Raw genomic sequence first — 14,504 nt, forward strand, 5'->3', positions numbered from 1 at the left:
ACTCGAACAACCCGGACTGTTCACCTTTACTCTCATGACCTGCGGTTTTGTTGGTCCAGTTGTACACGAGTTGTTCGCAGCAATTCTTGGAGCGCTGGATTGTCGAGCGCGGCCTGGGCTGCCACCACTTCGGCGTCTTTTTTGCTGCGGCCGGTGCCCCGCCCGAGCTGGGTGCCCCGCCAGGAGACGGTGGCGATGAAGTTTTTTGCGTGATCCGGCCCCTCAGCGCCAATGATCTCATAGACGGGCGGCTCCACGCCCACGGCTTGAATAAGTTCCTGAAGCTGTCCCTTGGGATTGGCATCCAGCTGGCCGCGATTCAGTGCTTCGAGATCTTCGGCAAAGAGCCGTGCGGCAAATTGGTGGGCAGCGTCGGTTCCAGAATCGAGGTGGATGGCACCTGCGACAGCTTCGAGGGCATCGGCGAGGGTGGATTCGCGGTCCCGGCCGCCGTTGGCCTCTTCACCACGCCCGAGGTGCAGGTAGGAGCCGAGGCCGATGCGGCGGGAGATGCGCGCCAGCGCCTTGGTGGAGACGAGCTGGGCGCGTGCCTGGGTAAGCACGCCCTCGTCGGCCTGGGGAAGGCGCTGATAGAGCAGATGGGACAGGGCGAGCTGGAGCACGGCATCGCCGAGGAATTCGAGGCGCTGGTTGTCTGAATGAACGCGCTGGTTCTCATAACCGACGCTTCCGTGCGTGAGCGCGAGCTGGAGCAACGCGGGATCGCGAAAGGTGTGGCCTATGACTTGTTCCAGCGGTTGCATGTGTGCTCTTTTGTAGCCGGAAGTCCGGCAGCACTCCATGAAAAAAGTGGGGTGACCGACGGGACTCGAACCCGCAACAACCAGAATCACAATCTGGGGCTCTACCGTTGAACTACGGCCACCATCTCTACCGAGAGTCGAGCATAGTACTCGGGAGAAGCGTTTGCGCCAGTGAAAAATCAGGGGTGGGGAAAGTCAGGGTGGAAAGCGCGCCCACGGGGTCATTCTTTCCGCCGGAACCAAACCCATGGCAGGGCGAAAGCGGCGGTGATCAGCACGGTGATCACGCCGATCATGGCGGTCATGCCGAGGGTGATGAGCCCACGATTGCTACCCACGGCGAGGGCGCCGAATCCTAGACCAGTACTGAGACCGCAGTAGGCGAGCGAACGGCCCAGGGATGCCACGCGTTCACGGGTCATGCCGGGCTCACGCAAGGAATGCATGACGTGGATGGTGAAATCGAGGCCCAGACCCAGACAGAGGGGGATGGCCCCGACGCTCATCAGATTCCAAGTCAGCCCCCAGGCTGACATGCCCCCGAGGAGAATCCAGCCGCTGGCTGCGAGGGTGAAGAAGGCGAAGGCCCGCTCACGCCAGCCATGAAACACCAGCAGAAACAGGAGGCAGGCGATGACGACGGTGGGCACGCAGACGTACAGGATTTCACGCTTCAGCAGGGGTTCCAGAGAGGTTCGGAGAAAGGCCCAGCCGGCGGGATGAGCACCCGGGATTTTTTCCAGCTCATGCAAGACTGGCGCGTTCTCCAGGGATCTCCCCGGGGCGAGGCGTATGGAACCCATCGCCATCAAACCGTGTTTGTCGTGCTGGGAGACAATGCCGCCTAGATTTTCGAGCACGATGGGCTTGGGCCAGAGCGGCAGCACTGTTTTGGCTGCGTACCATTCACGCAGTTGCTTGAAGACATTCTGCGTCAGAGCATAGGCGACATCGGTGAATCCGGCGGCATCGACGGCTAGCTTGAATGCGTCTTCGCGTGCGGCGAGGGATTGCAACGCGGCAAGATTCGCCTTCTGCGCGTCCGCATCGGGCACCAAGGCAAGCGGCAGCAGCGAGGCTTCGACTTCGTTGCTTTTGAGCATCTTCTGGGAGGCGAGGATGCTCTGGCGCAGGGCGGTGGCATCTGCGGCCGCGAAGACCACTGGCACGTTGCGCCCCGGCTCGTTGCTGTTGTTCAGCATGCGTTGCTCGATGTCTTCCAGAACATCGAAGGCCTCGCTCTTGTCAGGACGCAGGACGGCAGAGCCGAAATCCATCTTGGGCAGACCCTTCCATCCCACCACCGCCGTGGCGGCAATGAGGGCGATCAAGACGAGCCACACCATGATGCCCTGCATTCTCATGGCCAGACGAATGCTGCCATGATGCTCCTCCAGTTTGCCCGTGGTCATGCCCAAGGGTAGAAAGCCAAAGATCATGACTGCTGCGCCGATTAGCACTCCGAGCGCCGACAACACACCGAGCTGCGCCACGCCGGGAAGCTGGCTGAGACCCAGCATGGCAAAGATGCCGGCGATGCTGACGGCCGACCACGTGACGCTGGGCAGCGCACGCCGGCAGATGCTGCCAAATCGTTCACCTGGATGCTCCCGTGACACATGGAGGCCGTACACGCCAAAGTCCTCAATCAATCCCGTGAGGATGGCTGCGAAGCCCATCGACATCACATTGAGAGAGCCATAGATCACACCCGCTGTGCCGAGCGTGATCAGGTTGGCGCAGAGAATGGCGAGCAGCAGCCAGAGCAGCGGCTTCACACTGCGGTGCAGCAGCCAGAAAAGGAAGCCGACGATGAAGGTCACGGCACCAATCGACTGCCGCATGTCCCCTTCCATGCCGGTGGCGATTTCGGCCTGGAACGCCGGGTCGCCGGTGAAGCCGATCTTCACGCCGGCGAGTTCTTTTTGCTGGGGCAGCCATTCCTCGCGCACCGCTTTTTTGATCTCTGTGAGCCACGCATTGGCTGCGCGATAGTCAGCAAGTGCTTTACCCGGTGGTGTGACAAACAGCAGGCGCAGCGTGCCATCGGCGCTGCTGAATTCATCGCTCATCAGGCTGCTCATGTCCCCTCCCCCGCTCATGAGCGCCAGCGCACCGCGTGCGAGGCCGAGAGGATCGTAGCCGCTGAGCGTGGCGTTTTGCAGATCCAGAGAAGAAACGGCGGCCTCCTTGGATTTGGCGAGCAGGGCCGTGAGCGAAGCGGGATCGAGCGAGGCGATGAGCTTCGCCACCTCCTGCGGCGGCGCATTGAGCCAGAGATAGGCGACGACTTCGGCGATGATCGCAGGATCGGACTGGAGCAGGGATTTGCTGCGCACGCTGGCACAGAGCTCAGGCTTTGCGGCCAGGTGTTCGGCCAGGGCATCGGCAGTGACTTCAACGAGTGCCGGATCTTCGGCCTGCACCGCGATGAGCAGCAGATTGCGCTTCTGCTCGCGCAGCAGGCGTGTGCCCTGCAGTCCTGGCAGCTCCTGCGGCAGCAGGCTGAGGGGATCCACATCGAAATCGAGCCGCGAAACGCCGAACGCTCCCGCCACAACGACGAGCAGGACAAAGAGCAGGCGGAGATAGGCTGGTTTCATGCGCGGATGAAAGAAGCGGAGTCAGGCGGGAAGTCCACTGTCGAATGTCTTGACGTGTCCGCCGCCTCCGGCCAGCATCGCGGCCATGTTTCTCCTTGCCGCAACTTCGGCCAGCTACTGGCCCTTCGTCGTTCTCGCTGTCAGCGTGACTTTCATCATCATTGCGATCAGCAAGCTGCGCATGCATCCGTTTCTCGCGCTGGTGCTGGCTGCGCTGCTGGCCTGTCTGCTGGCAGGGAAGGATTCCTGGAATGTGGTGCAGAAAGAAGGGCAGGTGAAGGTGATGTCTTCGATGGTGGGTGCGGTGGAGATGGTGTCCAAGGGACTGGGTGATTCGGCGCGCGACATTGCGATCTCGATCGCGCTGGCTGCCATCATTGGCATGTGCCTGATGGAAAGCGGTGGTGCGGACAAGGTGGTGCGGCGCTTCCTGGCGTTCTTTGGCGAAAAGCATGCGGGCTGGGCGCTGCTATGGAGCACCTTCATCCTGAGCGCACCGATCTTCTTTGACACGATGTTCATGCTCATGGTGCCGCTGGCGATGGCGCTGCGCATGCGCACGGGCAAGGACTACACGCTGTATCTCATGGCGATCTGCTGCGGCGGAACGGTGACGCATTCGATGCTCGTGCCGCATCCCGGCCCCGTGGCGGTGGTGGAAAGCCTGAAGCTGAATGTGGGTGAATCTCTTGTGGGCGGGCTGGTCATCGGCGCCATCACCTGCTTCTTTGGTTTTCTGGTGAGCAAGTGGCTCAATGCGCGCACGGACGTGCCGCTGCGTGAAAAGGGCGGTGTCTCATTGTCCGACCTGCAGGGCATCAGCGGCAAGCCGGAGAGTGAACTGCCCTCGTTCTTCTGGAGCATCATGCCGGTGGTGCTGCCGATTCTTTTGATCAGTCTGACGACGGTTTTTGAACTCGCGCATGAAGGCGCGGCCAAAGGCGCCGGCTGGGGGCTGTCGATGGTGAACGCTTTCGGCGGTGAGCATGGATTTGCTGCGGTGCGGGCCTGGGTGGATTTCATCGGGCACAAAAACATCGCGCTGATCATCGGCGCGTTCATTTCCATCATGGTACTGGCCAAGCAGCGCGGCTTTGGCTTGAAGAAGATCGAAGAACTGATGGGGCCGCCGCTGGAGACAGCGTGCATGATCATCTTGATCACCAGTGCGGGTGGAGCCTTTGGCTACGCACTGCGTCAGGCAGGCGTGGGTGGTGCGGTGGAGAGCCTGGCGAAGGACTACAGCCTCAACCTGGTGTTGCTTGGCTGGCTGGTCTGTGCCGTGGTTCGTGTGGCGCAGGGATCCGCCACGGTGGCCATGCTTACCGGTGCTTCGATCATGGCGCCGATGGTGACAGGCGGGGCTCTCGGCTGTCATCCGATCTACCTTTTCTCGGCCATCGGCTTTGGCGCGATGTGCGGCTCCTGGATGAATGACAGCGGCTTCTGGGTGGTGAACCGCCTAAGCGGCATGACCGAGAAAGAAACCCTGCGCACCTGGTCTGTGCAGCTCACGGCGGATTCGGTGATCGGACTGCTGGTGACGCTGGTTTTGAGCAAAGTGCTGCCACTGGTGTAGCCCCCGCCCAGCCTCGAAATTGATAATGCAAATGCGGTTGCGTGCGGGTATGATGCACTGTCATGAGTGCGACCGAAGTGATTCAGCTTTACGATGCCCTGCCGGTGCAGGAGCAGAGAATCGTGGCTGAGCACATCAACAAGGATGTCAGCGTCCCAGTCTCGGAGCCAAAGCCGCAGGCGGATTTCAAGGAGTTGGTGAATCGAGTTTTCGACAAGCATAGCCAGCTCATGGAACGTCTCGCGAAGTGATGAACGAGCCGCAGTTCATTGCCTGGCAGGAGATCGCAGTCATTCACGAAATCTCCATTGAACGTTTCGGCGGCTCACATGGGATGCGTGACGAACACCTCATTCATTCAGCACTGGGCGCGGCCATGAATGACTTTTACTATGCCGCCGCTGATCTCGCAGGCATCGCGGCGGCATATGTTTTTCATATCGCACAGGCGCAAGCTTTTCTGGACGGCAACAAGCGTACTGCGATTGGCGCGGCTTTGGTTTTCCTGGAGCGAAGTGGTGTGGAGACCCGGACTGAATGGGGTGAAGCACTCTATAATGCACTACATGCTGTGGCAGAAAAGAGAATGGACAAATCGAGTTTGGCAGATCTGATCCGCTCGCTCATGGCTTCCAATTCATAGCAACAAACCTGCCGCTTCAAAGGTTGAGCAAACTGCTGCCGATGGTGTAAGGGTCGTGTGCTCATGTCTGACATCGCCACGCATTCCCAGCTCAGCGCACTGATCCGCCACCGTCGTTCCATCAAGCCGGTGGACATGGATGCGACACGGAGTGTGGAGCGTGCGTTGCTCACGCAGGTGCTCGAAGATGCGACGTGGGCGCCGACGCATGGATTGACGGAGCCGTGGAAATTCATCGTGCATCAAGGCGCGGGCCGTGCGCGACTGGCGGAGACGATGCAGCGGGTTTATCGCGAGACGACGCCGGCGAACGAGTTCCGCGAAGACAAGATGAAGAAGATGAGCGAGAACCCGTTGCTCTCACCGGTGGTGATCGCCTGTGTCATGGAGCGGCGCGGTGGCGCCAAGATTCCGGAAGTGGAAGAGATCGAGGCAGTGGCCTGTGCGCTGCAAAATCTGCAGCTCTCTGCCACGGCGGCTGGCCTGGGATGCTACTGGTCATCCCCTCCCCTGCTGGGCACGCGTGAGTTTTCAGAGTATTTGCAGATCGGCGTGGAAGATCGCTGCGTGGGTCTCATTTATCTAGGCTGGCCACGTGCCGGACTGAACTGGCCGAAGAGCGTGCGGCAGCCCGTCGAATCCAAAACCCAATGGCGCGATGACTGAGTGGTTCACCAACGCCTGGCATAACACGGCGCACTTTTTTACCACCATGCCGTGGCAGATGTGGGGTGTGTGGTCACTGACGATCTGCCTGCTTCTCGTGGGCATCATTGGTTCCGTGGTTCCGTTTCTGCCGGGGCCGTTGTTGATTTTTGCGGCAGGTATTTTGCACACCGTGCTGCGTCCTGAATCCGGCATGAGCACCTGGGGATTTGTGATTTTATCACTCGGACTGGTGCTGTCTTATGTCGTTGATTTCGTCAGTGGTGCGATGGGCGCACGCTGGTTTGGCGCGAGCCGCTGGGGCATCGCTGGTGTGTTCATCGGCGGCATTGTGGGCATGTTCTTCATCCCCTTTGGCCTAGTGCTGGGTCCGCTGATCGGCGGCATTTCCTTTGAGCTGATCTTTGCCAAGAAGAGGCTGCAGCCTGCGGCGAAATCGGCCTGGGGATCGCTGCTGGGCACCGGCGTGGGCCTCGTGCTGCGCTTGATTGTTGCGCTGGCCATGGTGGCCACATTCTTCCTCGACGCGCTGGTGTGGTGAGGCATCAAGCCTTGCCTTGCAGGAGCATGCGCGCGCCAAAGACGACGAGGATGATGCCGAAGATGCGCGTGAGTGTTTCGTTGCTCATCGACTTCAACCAGCCTGCGCCAAAGTAGGCGAAGATGGACGCGGAGACTGCGGTGATGGCGGCCACTTTCCATTCGACGTAGCCATGTTTGGCATTCTGCGTGGTGGCCATCAGCGCGGTGGGAATGATGATGGCGAGCGAAGTCGCGACGGCCGTTTTATGCGGCAGCTTGAGGAAAAACACAAACGCAGGAACCATCACGACACCACCGCCAACGCCACACAAGGCGGCGACTGCGCCGCTAACGACACCAATGGCAAGACAGGCGAGAATCGTGGAGGTGGGCATGATGAATCAACGGGATTGTCTGGCGAGCAGGCCGACGAGGAGGCGCTCAAGCACAAGCTTGGGATCGAGCGATGAAGTGACGAGCTTCGAGTTCGCGACGAGGCAGGCTTTGAATCCGGCGTGGAGTTCTTCGAGCGTGAAATTGCCGGTCTCAGGGATGGCGAGAAACATTGGATAGGCATTGAAGCCGGTGCCATCTTTCTTGCGCGGCAGATGCGAGGTGGCCGTGGAGGGCAGGCCTTCGAGAGATGAACAGAATCCAGCGTAGTTCATCTTGTTGAGCTTGTGACGTGAGCCGAGATCCTTGATGAGGAGCAGGCTCCGTACGCGTGGCACAATGGCGGCGAGCAGCAGGCCGATGGCGTTCTGCCCCTGATACATGAGCGTGCTGAGCAGCTCGAGCGCACGTGGCAGATCGCGTTTGCCGATGGCGTTGCCGAGATCCCACAGCACACCGGCGCGGCTCATGGACACCATGCTTTGCACAGTCTTCAGTCCGGCGCGGCGGCGCTCGCCGAGGAAGAGATCGATCTTTTCGAGTTCGTTCTCCATCTGCCGTGTGTCATCGCCGGCCATCTGCACCAGCAGCTCCAGCGCACCGCTTTCAAAGGTGATGCCGAGTTCCTTGGCTTTGCGTGAAGCCATCGCGAGCACCGGGCCTTCCCACCCGGCGCGCGAGGTGTCGGGCTTGTCGAAGACTTCGAAGGCGGCGATCTTTGAGATGCGCTTGTAAGTGTTGCGGCGCTTGTCGATGCCCGTCGCGCTGATGACAAAACTCACGTCACTGCCGAGGCCGCGTTCGATCACATCAAGGATGCGTTCGAATCCGTTCACCGCATCCTGGCCACGACCCGCGCCGGAGTCTCCGAGGAAGTTGGCGTTCTTGAGCCAGACCACTTTGCTGCCGCCGAAGAAGGGCAGCGTCTGCAATGCCATGCACACGTTGGAGCAGATGTTGCCGGCATGTTCGGAGTTGTCGGCGGTGCCGTCGATGATGTCGTTGCTGAAGTCTCCGGCGTCCGGTGGCGTGAGGCTGCGCACGAGCATGAGCGCAGCTTCCTTCACGCGCGCTTCATCACTGCCGATGAAGACATTCACCTGGCTGGCAGCGGTTTTTTTCGGCGGGGGCATGCTTCACCGATGGAGCAGGATGCGCACGGCATCAAGCTTGGCGGTGCGTCTGCGAACTTGACATTCTTTCAGCGATTTGATGAAATTAGGTCAAATCCATCTACCACCATGAAAACATCAATGATTGGGTCCAAGGTTTCCACGGCAGTCGCGCTTTTGACGACTGCTTTTTTTATGTCTGCCGCCGGCTTTTCTGCCCAGGCGGAAGATCTGAACACGGTGTTTCAGCAGGGGCGCGCCGCTTACTACAAGGGTGACTTGGACACGGCGTACAAGCTGCTCTCCCGCGTGGCTGCGGCGAACCCAAAGCACGCCGAGACGGCGAACATGCTGGCTTACATCCGCGCCAACTACCAGCCGAAGGACAACTCACTCAAAAACCAATACGCTGCTGTCATTCTGCCGAAGGTGTCCATGGATGACGTGACACTGACCGAAGCCATCGAGGGTCTGCGTGCGCTGTCCAAAAATGCGAGCGGCGGCAAAGTGGTGCCCAACGTGATCGTGAAGGGCGAGGAACTGACGAAGAAAAAGCTCAGTCTCTCACTGGCCAACGTCCCCTTGGACGAAGCGCTGAATTATGTGACGCAGCTCGTGGAAGCCAAGGCGACCTATGACAAGCATGCCGTCATCCTGACCAGTCAGGCCGACACGATTACATCCACGGCGGCGACCAAATGATTTGTTACTAATCTGATAATGAATGATTTAGGCGTAAAAGTGCGCCGAGAATGACCGAAACAGATCACGACAGGTGGTAGCAGCGCCAGATTGCCGATTTCCCGCCCCTCCAGGCAGGAAGGTTGAGGACTATCTGCGCGGAATTGTATAGCGATTTCCAAAACTGATTTCCGGATAGCGGAGCAAAAAGTGCTGTACAAAACGTGCGGCAGTGCTTTGAGGATGGTTGTTGAGAGCGCAAGAACTCAGACCTGATGTGGACAACGCCACGCTGGAGCAACTCCAGGCGGCGATGGAGGCCGCGCCCAACAAGCGCAGCTATATCAGGCTGGCCGCCATGCGCTGCCTGCTGCGAGGCATGGACCGTGTGGATGTCTGCGAAACCTTCTGCCGCAGCGAGCGCATGGTTCGGCTCTGGATCATCAAATACAACCATGGAGGCATCGACGCGCTCATCAGCAAACCCACGGGAGGCAGAAGACGCAAGATCGCCCTGCAACGGCTCGAAGAGGTGCTGGTGCCCGTGCTCAAAGACCCCGCCCAGGCGGCCATGGAGCACTGGACCGGCGTGAAGGTCCACGGCTGGCTGCTCGGGCGGCTCCAGGCCGAGCTGAGCTACAGCACCGTGGTGCGCTATCTCCATGACCTGGACTTTCACCTGCGCGTGCCGCGTCCCTGGCCGCTGCCCCTGCTGGATGAACCCGAGCGTGAGGCGCAGCGCCAGAGCTTCCGCACGCAGATCGCCACACTGGCCGCAGACCCACAGGTCGAGCTTTGGTTCGGTGACGAGTGCGGCGTGGATGGCGATCCCCGGCCAAGACGCCGGTGGGTGCAGCCGGGCAGCAAGCCCAAGGTGCCGCATCTCGGCAAGCATATCCGCCGCAGCGTCGTAGGGGCAGTCTGTCCGCAGAGCGGCGAGTTCTTCAGCCTCATGTTTGATGGCGTCGATGGCGCTGTCTTCCAGTGCTGGCTTGACGAACTGGCGCGCAGCGTGCCAGCGAAACCGGATCTGCGCCGGGTGCTGGTGCTCGACAACGCCTCCTGGCACAAGGTCAAAACGCTCAACTGGCACCACTTCGAAGCACTGTTCCTGCCGCCTTACAGCCCGGACTTCAACCCTATTGAGCGGCTGTGGCTGCGCCTGAAGGCCGACTTCTTTGCCGACTGGATCGCACGCAGCGGCGCGGAGCTCGAAGACCGTCTCTGCCACGCTCTCAACCACTTCATGTCATCGGCCTCTCAGACCGCCTCCATCTGCTCGATCCGGAAATGAGTTTTGCGATTTGCTATATCTGCCGGACGGTGAATGAAGATCGCGGCTAGGGTCGCAGTTGCTCAGTGACTTGGAACATCCGTGAAATCATCGCGGCAAAAAAAATGGGAGAGCGAAAGCTCTCCCATTTAAACATTGACTGACTGGCTTTCTCAGTCGTTGAAGAAGTGACGTCCGGTCTGGCCGGCTTCGGTCTTGTTGTCCACTTCCCAGTACACATCTTCAAAGATGGACTCGGGTTCTGGATAAGGGCTGACCTTGGCGAACTCGGCGGAGTCATCCGCTTCCTTCTGCGCTTCCTTGTCGATCTTCTTCAGCTCTTCTTCGGTGGCGACACCTTCAGAGAGAAGGTTGCGCTTCCACACCTGAATCGGGTCGTGATCGTTTTGGAACTGCTCGACTTCTTCCTTGGTGCGGTACTTGAACTTGTTGGCGTCAGCGACGGAATGGCCTTCCCAGCGATAGGTGGCAATTTCGATGATGCTCGGCTTGGACTGGGTATGTGCCCGCTCAATGGCTTTGCTGACTCCGGCGCGGACTTCATAGATGTCTGCACCATTGAACTGCTCCCAGGCCATGCCGTAACCTTCAGCGCGCTTGGCGAGGAAGTCGGTGTAGGCGGAAGAGCGCTTCTGGCTGGTGCCCATGGAGTAGCCGTTGTTTTCGATCACATAGATCACGGGCAGATCCCACAGCTCGGCGAGATTCAGAGATTCATGGAAGGCGCCTTGGTTCACGGCACCGTCGCCGAGGAAGCAGAGTGCGGCACCTTTGAGGCCACGATATTTCAGACCGTAGGCGAGGCCGAGGCCCAGCGGGGTCTGACCGGCCACGATGCCGTGACCGCCCCAGTAGTTTTTGTCAGGCGCGAAGTAATGCATGGAGCCTCCCTTGCCGCGGGAGCAGCCGGTGGCTTTGCCGAAGAGTTCGGCCATGCACTCGTTCATGGTCATGCCCACCGCCAAGGCGTGAGCGTGATCGCGATAAGCGGTGATGACGTGATCGTTTTCGCCCATCACGGAAACCGTGCCGACGGCCACCGATTCCTGGCCGATGTAGAGGTGGAGGAAACCGCCCATGCGACCGGCTTGGTAGTGCTGCAGGGACACCTGCTCGAAGCGGCGGATGCGGACCATCTTGCGGTAAAGCTCCACCTTGTCGGCGGCGGTGAGCTTCTGATTGATCGGGTCGGCAGCGTGTTTTGTGGGGGCGTTTGCGGAGGCCATTGGTGGGGGCGATACTAGCGGGAAGCATGCCGGAAGCAAGCATCGTGTTTGAACTGCGGCAGGGGAGAATCAGGCTCCTGTGCGTGGGATGGGAGACGTGAAAGTCGGTGGCTGAAAAGGCATTCTCTGATGCGTTTTGCGAAACAGATTTTCCGGTAGGTGAGCGTGGAGAGACTCGGCGGCGGCATGAGGACAAGCCGCCCTGGCTCACTCTCTGCGTTCGCCTGCCCAACGCGGGTAGAGCTGGTTGTCCGCAACCAGCCGCTGTCGGAGCCCAAGGTCTTCGAGCACGAAACAGCCTGATAACGGAAATGAGTTTTGCGGACCTCTATAGAGCCGTGCTGAGCGATCCGAAAGATGATGGCATTCATGTTCGTCGCTGACCTCAAAAGGAGGTGAACGAGGGCCTGCACGAATGGAATTCGGCCTACCGGGAGGCTGGTCTGTTGACCCAATTCGGGGGCTTGGTTTCCAGCCAACAAAGATACATCCGAGCGTCTAGGGTTGGGTCGGTGAGAGAGGGGATTCAAGATGCTCTCCCTTCCGTTCTTGCAATGCGGCAGATGGAGCCGCTGGGACTATGGTCTCCGAGTTCGTCGGCAGTATTGCAAGTCCGGGCTATCTCAGCCTACTTCGGCGGAGGTCTTTCCATTCGCCGCACATGCATGTGGCCGGAATTCCGAGGCCGCGCAGAGCCTCGCCTCCTCCTTCATGAGGGGTTTCAAACATGCTCCGTCCCCATCCACGCTGATCATCCCCTTCCCTCCTCCGCTTGCTTGCTGCTTTTTCTCCCTCCTTTTGACTCGCCTGCTGTCTGATTCCATCCCCCAAGCCACCGCCTTTTGTAGCCTTCTCATATCTCTCAAGCCCCATCCGCTACCTCCACGGGCAGCCCTTTTTCACCCTCGAAGCCCACTTCCTTCCGTCCACTATCCCCTTCCCCAACCAGCATCTTCGACCCTTCACCTAGCCGTCTTTCCCGCCCGCTGAAACGCTGTGTGCGATTCCCTTTTGTTCCACATGGAACAATTTCCGGCCTGTGTTAGTCTCATTGCCCCCATGCCAACCAGCCTCTACACCTTCCCCAAGCACTACGACGTCATTGTCTGCGGAGCCGGCCATGCCGGGGTGGAGGCCGCCATGGCGGCGGCACGGCTCGGTTGCCAGACGGCCATCCTCACGCAGAACCTCGACACCATCTCCCAGATGTCCTGCAACCCCGCTATCGGGGGCTTGGCCAAGGGGCATGTGGTGCGCGAGATCGACGCCCTCGGCGGGGTCATGGGCCGGAACACGGACGCCACCGGCATCCAGTTTCGCATGTTAAACGCCCGCAAGGGGCCCAGTGTGCAGGCTCCCCGGGCCCAGTGTGACAAGAAGGCTTATCAGTTTCGGATGAAATGGCTGATCGAAAACCAGGCCAACCTTGACCTCCATCAGGGCAATGCCGCGGAGATCTTGGTCGAAAACGACGCCATCACCGGCATCCGCACCAGCCTTGGGATGATTTACCGGGCCAAGGCAGTGGTCATTTCCTCCGGCACTTTTATGCGCGGACTCCTCCATGTGGGGCAGCAGAACCAGGCTGGGGGCCGCATGGGCGACAGCATTTCCACCCTTTCGGACAGCCTCCGTGAGCTCGGTTTCGACGTCCAGCGCTTCAAAACCGGCACCCCCTGCCGTCTCAACAGCCGCAGCATCGACTTCTCCAAGTGCGAACTCCAGCCCGGAGATGAGCCTGCTCCCCGCTTCAGCTACCTCTCCGGCACCCTCCCAGAGGACGATTCCGAGTCCCCATCTTCCATCTCCGATCTCCCATCTACTGGAAATAACCAGTTTACCCTCAATTCTTGGGCCCCTGAAAAGTTCCACGTGGAACAAATTCCCTGCTGGATCACCTACACGACCCCCCAAACGCACGATATCATCCGGGCCAATATCCACAAGTCGGCCATGTATTCTGGCCGGATCGAGGGGGTCGGACCGCGCTACTGCCCCTCCGTGGAGGACAAGGTGGTGCGCTTTGCGGAGAAGGAACGGCACCAGATTTTCCTCGAACCCGAGGGTCGCCACACCCGCGAATTCTACGTCAACGGCGTCTCCACTTCACTGCCCTTCGAGGTGCAGTATGACTTCATCCGGTCCATCCCCGGCCTCGAAAAGGCCGAGATTGTCCGCCCCGGTTATGCCGTGGAGTATGACTACTGCCCCCCTACCCAGCTCCACCCCACCCTGGAAACCAAGCGTGTTTCCGGCCTCTACTTCGCCGGGCAGATCAATGGTACCTCGGGCTACGAAGAGGCCGCAGGACAGGGCCTCATCGCCGGAGCCAATGCCGCGCTCAAGGCCCAAGGCCGTCCCCCTTTCCTGCTCCAGCGCAGCCAAGCCTACCTCGCCGTAATGATCGACGACCTCGTCACCAAAGGCACCACCGAGCCCTACCGCCTCTTCACCTCCCGCGCCGAGTACCGCCTCCTCCTCCGACAGGACAACTGCGACCTCCGCCTCACCCCTCTCGCTGCCGCCATCGGTCTTGCCTCCCCCTTCCGCATCCGGCATACCGAGGCCAAATCCACCGCCCTCGCCACCGCCCGCACCCTGCTGCAGGAGGTTCGCCTGGACGGTGTGACCCTCGAAAAATGGCTGCGCCGCCCCGAAAGCATCCCCTCCCAACTCCCTGCTGAGATCTACTCCCAGTTTACCCCTGAGGTCTGGAGCCTCGTCGAAAACGACGTCAAATACGCCGGCTACATCACCCGGCAGGAGGACATGGTCGCCAAAACCTCCCGCATGGAGGAAAAGATGATCCCCGCCGACTTCGACTACCACGCCATCCCCGGCCTCAAAACCGAAGCCAAACACCGCCTCACCGCCCTCCGCCCCGCCACCCTTGGCCAAGCCGCGAGAGCCCAGGGCGTGAATCCGGCGGATATTGCCCTGCTGGCGGTGATGCTGAAACGCGGCAGCAAAGAACTCGAAGGCACCGATGTGGGGGCCTAGTCTTCGCTCTTCAACCGTGAA

At 60.0% G+C, this 14,504-nt stretch carries 13 protein-coding genes and 1 tRNA gene; 8 read left to right on the plus strand and 6 right to left on the minus strand.

Annotation, left to right across the window (positions count from 1 at the left end):
- Nucleotides 1-32: 32 nt before the first annotated feature.
- The 3 genes from rnc to AC3RLQ_RS22325 all read right to left on the minus strand — a co-directional run bounded on the left by rnc (nt 33) and on the right by AC3RLQ_RS22325 (nt 3,367).
- Nucleotides 33-764: a ribonuclease III gene (gene rnc, locus AC3RLQ_RS22315; RefSeq protein ID WP_461524420.1), complete on the minus strand. Its 732-nt coding sequence runs from the start codon at nt 762-764 to the stop codon at nt 33-35.
- 47 nt (nt 765-811) lie between these two features.
- A tRNA-His gene (locus AC3RLQ_RS22320) sits at nt 812-886 on the minus strand.
- Nucleotides 887-985: 99 nt separating this feature from the next.
- Nucleotides 986-3,367 (minus strand): MMPL family transporter, encoded by a 2,382-nt coding sequence (locus AC3RLQ_RS22325; protein ID WP_493030866.1) that lies wholly within the window; start codon nt 3,365-3,367, stop codon nt 986-988.
- 85 nt (nt 3,368-3,452) lie between these two features.
- Between AC3RLQ_RS22325 and AC3RLQ_RS22330 the strand changes: the two genes are divergently transcribed.
- The 5 genes from AC3RLQ_RS22330 (at nt 3,453) to AC3RLQ_RS22350 (ending at nt 6,796) form a co-directional block, all read left to right on the plus strand.
- Nucleotides 3,453-4,946, plus strand: coding sequence for a GntP family permease (locus AC3RLQ_RS22330; RefSeq protein WP_493030867.1), 1,494 nt, complete (start codon nt 3,453-3,455; stop codon nt 4,944-4,946).
- Between the two features lie 62 nt (nt 4,947-5,008).
- Nucleotides 5,009-5,197: a hypothetical protein gene (locus tag AC3RLQ_RS22335; RefSeq protein WP_493030870.1), complete on the plus strand. Its 189-nt coding sequence runs from the start codon at nt 5,009-5,011 to the stop codon at nt 5,195-5,197.
- Nucleotides 5,197-5,589, plus strand: a complete 393-nt coding sequence (locus AC3RLQ_RS22340) for a type II toxin-antitoxin system death-on-curing family toxin (RefSeq protein WP_493030871.1) — start codon at nt 5,197-5,199, stop codon at nt 5,587-5,589. The genes AC3RLQ_RS22335 and AC3RLQ_RS22340 overlap by 1 nt, the downstream gene beginning before the upstream one ends.
- Before the next feature lie 63 nt (nt 5,590-5,652).
- The gene (locus AC3RLQ_RS22345) at nt 5,653-6,255 is read left to right on the plus strand and encodes a nitroreductase family protein (protein WP_493030872.1); all 603 of its coding nucleotides are present in this window, start codon (nt 5,653-5,655) and stop codon (nt 6,253-6,255) included.
- Nucleotides 6,248-6,796: a DUF456 domain-containing protein gene (locus tag AC3RLQ_RS22350; protein ID WP_493030873.1), complete on the plus strand. Its 549-nt coding sequence runs from the start codon at nt 6,248-6,250 to the stop codon at nt 6,794-6,796. Before AC3RLQ_RS22345 ends, AC3RLQ_RS22350 begins: the two co-directional genes overlap by 8 nt.
- Nucleotides 6,797-6,800: 4 nt before the next feature.
- On the opposite strand, the gene AC3RLQ_RS22355 is transcribed toward AC3RLQ_RS22350, so the two are convergent.
- Both AC3RLQ_RS22355 and holA read right to left on the minus strand, forming a co-directional pair.
- Nucleotides 6,801-7,172 (minus strand): sulfite exporter TauE/SafE family protein, encoded by a 372-nt coding sequence (locus AC3RLQ_RS22355; protein ID WP_493030874.1) that lies wholly within the window; start codon nt 7,170-7,172, stop codon nt 6,801-6,803.
- Between the two features lie 6 nt (nt 7,173-7,178).
- Entirely contained in the window at nt 7,179-8,303 is a 1,125-nt protein-coding gene (holA, locus tag AC3RLQ_RS22360) for a DNA polymerase III subunit delta (protein ID WP_493030875.1), read from the minus strand.
- 174 nt (nt 8,304-8,477) lie between these two features.
- Here holA and AC3RLQ_RS22365 point away from each other — a divergent pair, with 174 nt between their 5' ends.
- Nucleotides 8,478-8,984: a hypothetical protein gene (locus AC3RLQ_RS22365; protein ID WP_493030876.1), complete on the plus strand. Its 507-nt coding sequence runs from the start codon at nt 8,478-8,480 to the stop codon at nt 8,982-8,984.
- A gap of 256 nt (nt 8,985-9,240) precedes the next feature.
- On the plus strand, nt 9,241-10,257 hold the full coding sequence (locus AC3RLQ_RS22370) for an IS630 family transposase (protein WP_493030878.1): 1,017 nt from the start codon (nt 9,241-9,243) through the stop codon (nt 10,255-10,257).
- Between the two features lie 152 nt (nt 10,258-10,409).
- Here the strand turns inward: AC3RLQ_RS22370 and pdhA are convergent, their stop codons facing one another.
- Nucleotides 10,410-11,483, minus strand: a complete 1,074-nt coding sequence (pdhA, locus tag AC3RLQ_RS22375; RefSeq protein WP_493030880.1) for a pyruvate dehydrogenase (acetyl-transferring) E1 component subunit alpha — start codon at nt 11,481-11,483, stop codon at nt 10,410-10,412.
- 1,059 nt (nt 11,484-12,542) lie between these two features.
- Here pdhA and AC3RLQ_RS22380 point away from each other — a divergent pair.
- On the plus strand, nt 12,543-14,483 hold the full coding sequence (locus tag AC3RLQ_RS22380; protein ID WP_493030882.1) for a tRNA uridine-5-carboxymethylaminomethyl modification enzyme MnmG/GidA: 1,941 nt from the start codon (nt 12,543-12,545) through the stop codon (nt 14,481-14,483).
- Nucleotides 14,484-14,504: the final 21 nt, after the last annotated feature.

It is taken from the genome of Prosthecobacter sp. GW821-HT29F12, assembly GCF_058803405.1.

What these genes read in the sequence shown, in the direction of transcription:
- AC3RLQ_RS22330 (WP_493030867.1), top strand. Translation starts at nt 3,453, where the DNA reads ATGTTTCTCCTTGCCGCAACTTCGGCCAGCTACTGGCCCTTCGTCGTT.
- AC3RLQ_RS22345 (WP_493030872.1), top strand. Translation starts at nt 5,653, where the DNA reads ATGTCTGACATCGCCACGCATTCCCAGCTCAGCGCACTGATCCGCCAC.
- holA (WP_493030875.1), bottom strand. Translation starts at nt 8,303, where the DNA reads ATGCCCCCGCCGAAAAAAACCGCTGCCAGCCAGGTGAATGTCTTCATC.
- AC3RLQ_RS22325 (WP_493030866.1), bottom strand. Translation starts at nt 3,367, where the DNA reads ATGAAACCAGCCTATCTCCGCCTGCTCTTTGTCCTGCTCGTCGTTGTG.
- AC3RLQ_RS22340 (WP_493030871.1), top strand. Translation starts at nt 5,197, where the DNA reads ATGAACGAGCCGCAGTTCATTGCCTGGCAGGAGATCGCAGTCATTCAC.
- AC3RLQ_RS22355 (WP_493030874.1), bottom strand. Translation starts at nt 7,172, where the DNA reads ATGCCCACCTCCACGATTCTCGCCTGTCTTGCCATTGGTGTCGTTAGC.
- rnc (WP_461524420.1), bottom strand. Translation starts at nt 764, where the DNA reads ATGCAACCGCTGGAACAAGTCATAGGCCACACCTTTCGCGATCCCGCG.
- AC3RLQ_RS22350 (WP_493030873.1), top strand. Translation starts at nt 6,248, where the DNA reads ATGACTGAGTGGTTCACCAACGCCTGGCATAACACGGCGCACTTTTTT.
- AC3RLQ_RS22335 (WP_493030870.1), top strand. Translation starts at nt 5,009, where the DNA reads ATGAGTGCGACCGAAGTGATTCAGCTTTACGATGCCCTGCCGGTGCAG.
- AC3RLQ_RS22365 (WP_493030876.1), top strand. Translation starts at nt 8,478, where the DNA reads ATGTCTGCCGCCGGCTTTTCTGCCCAGGCGGAAGATCTGAACACGGTG.
- AC3RLQ_RS22380 (WP_493030882.1), top strand. Translation starts at nt 12,543, where the DNA reads ATGCCAACCAGCCTCTACACCTTCCCCAAGCACTACGACGTCATTGTC.
- pdhA (WP_493030880.1), bottom strand. Translation starts at nt 11,483, where the DNA reads ATGGCCTCCGCAAACGCCCCCACAAAACACGCTGCCGACCCGATCAAT.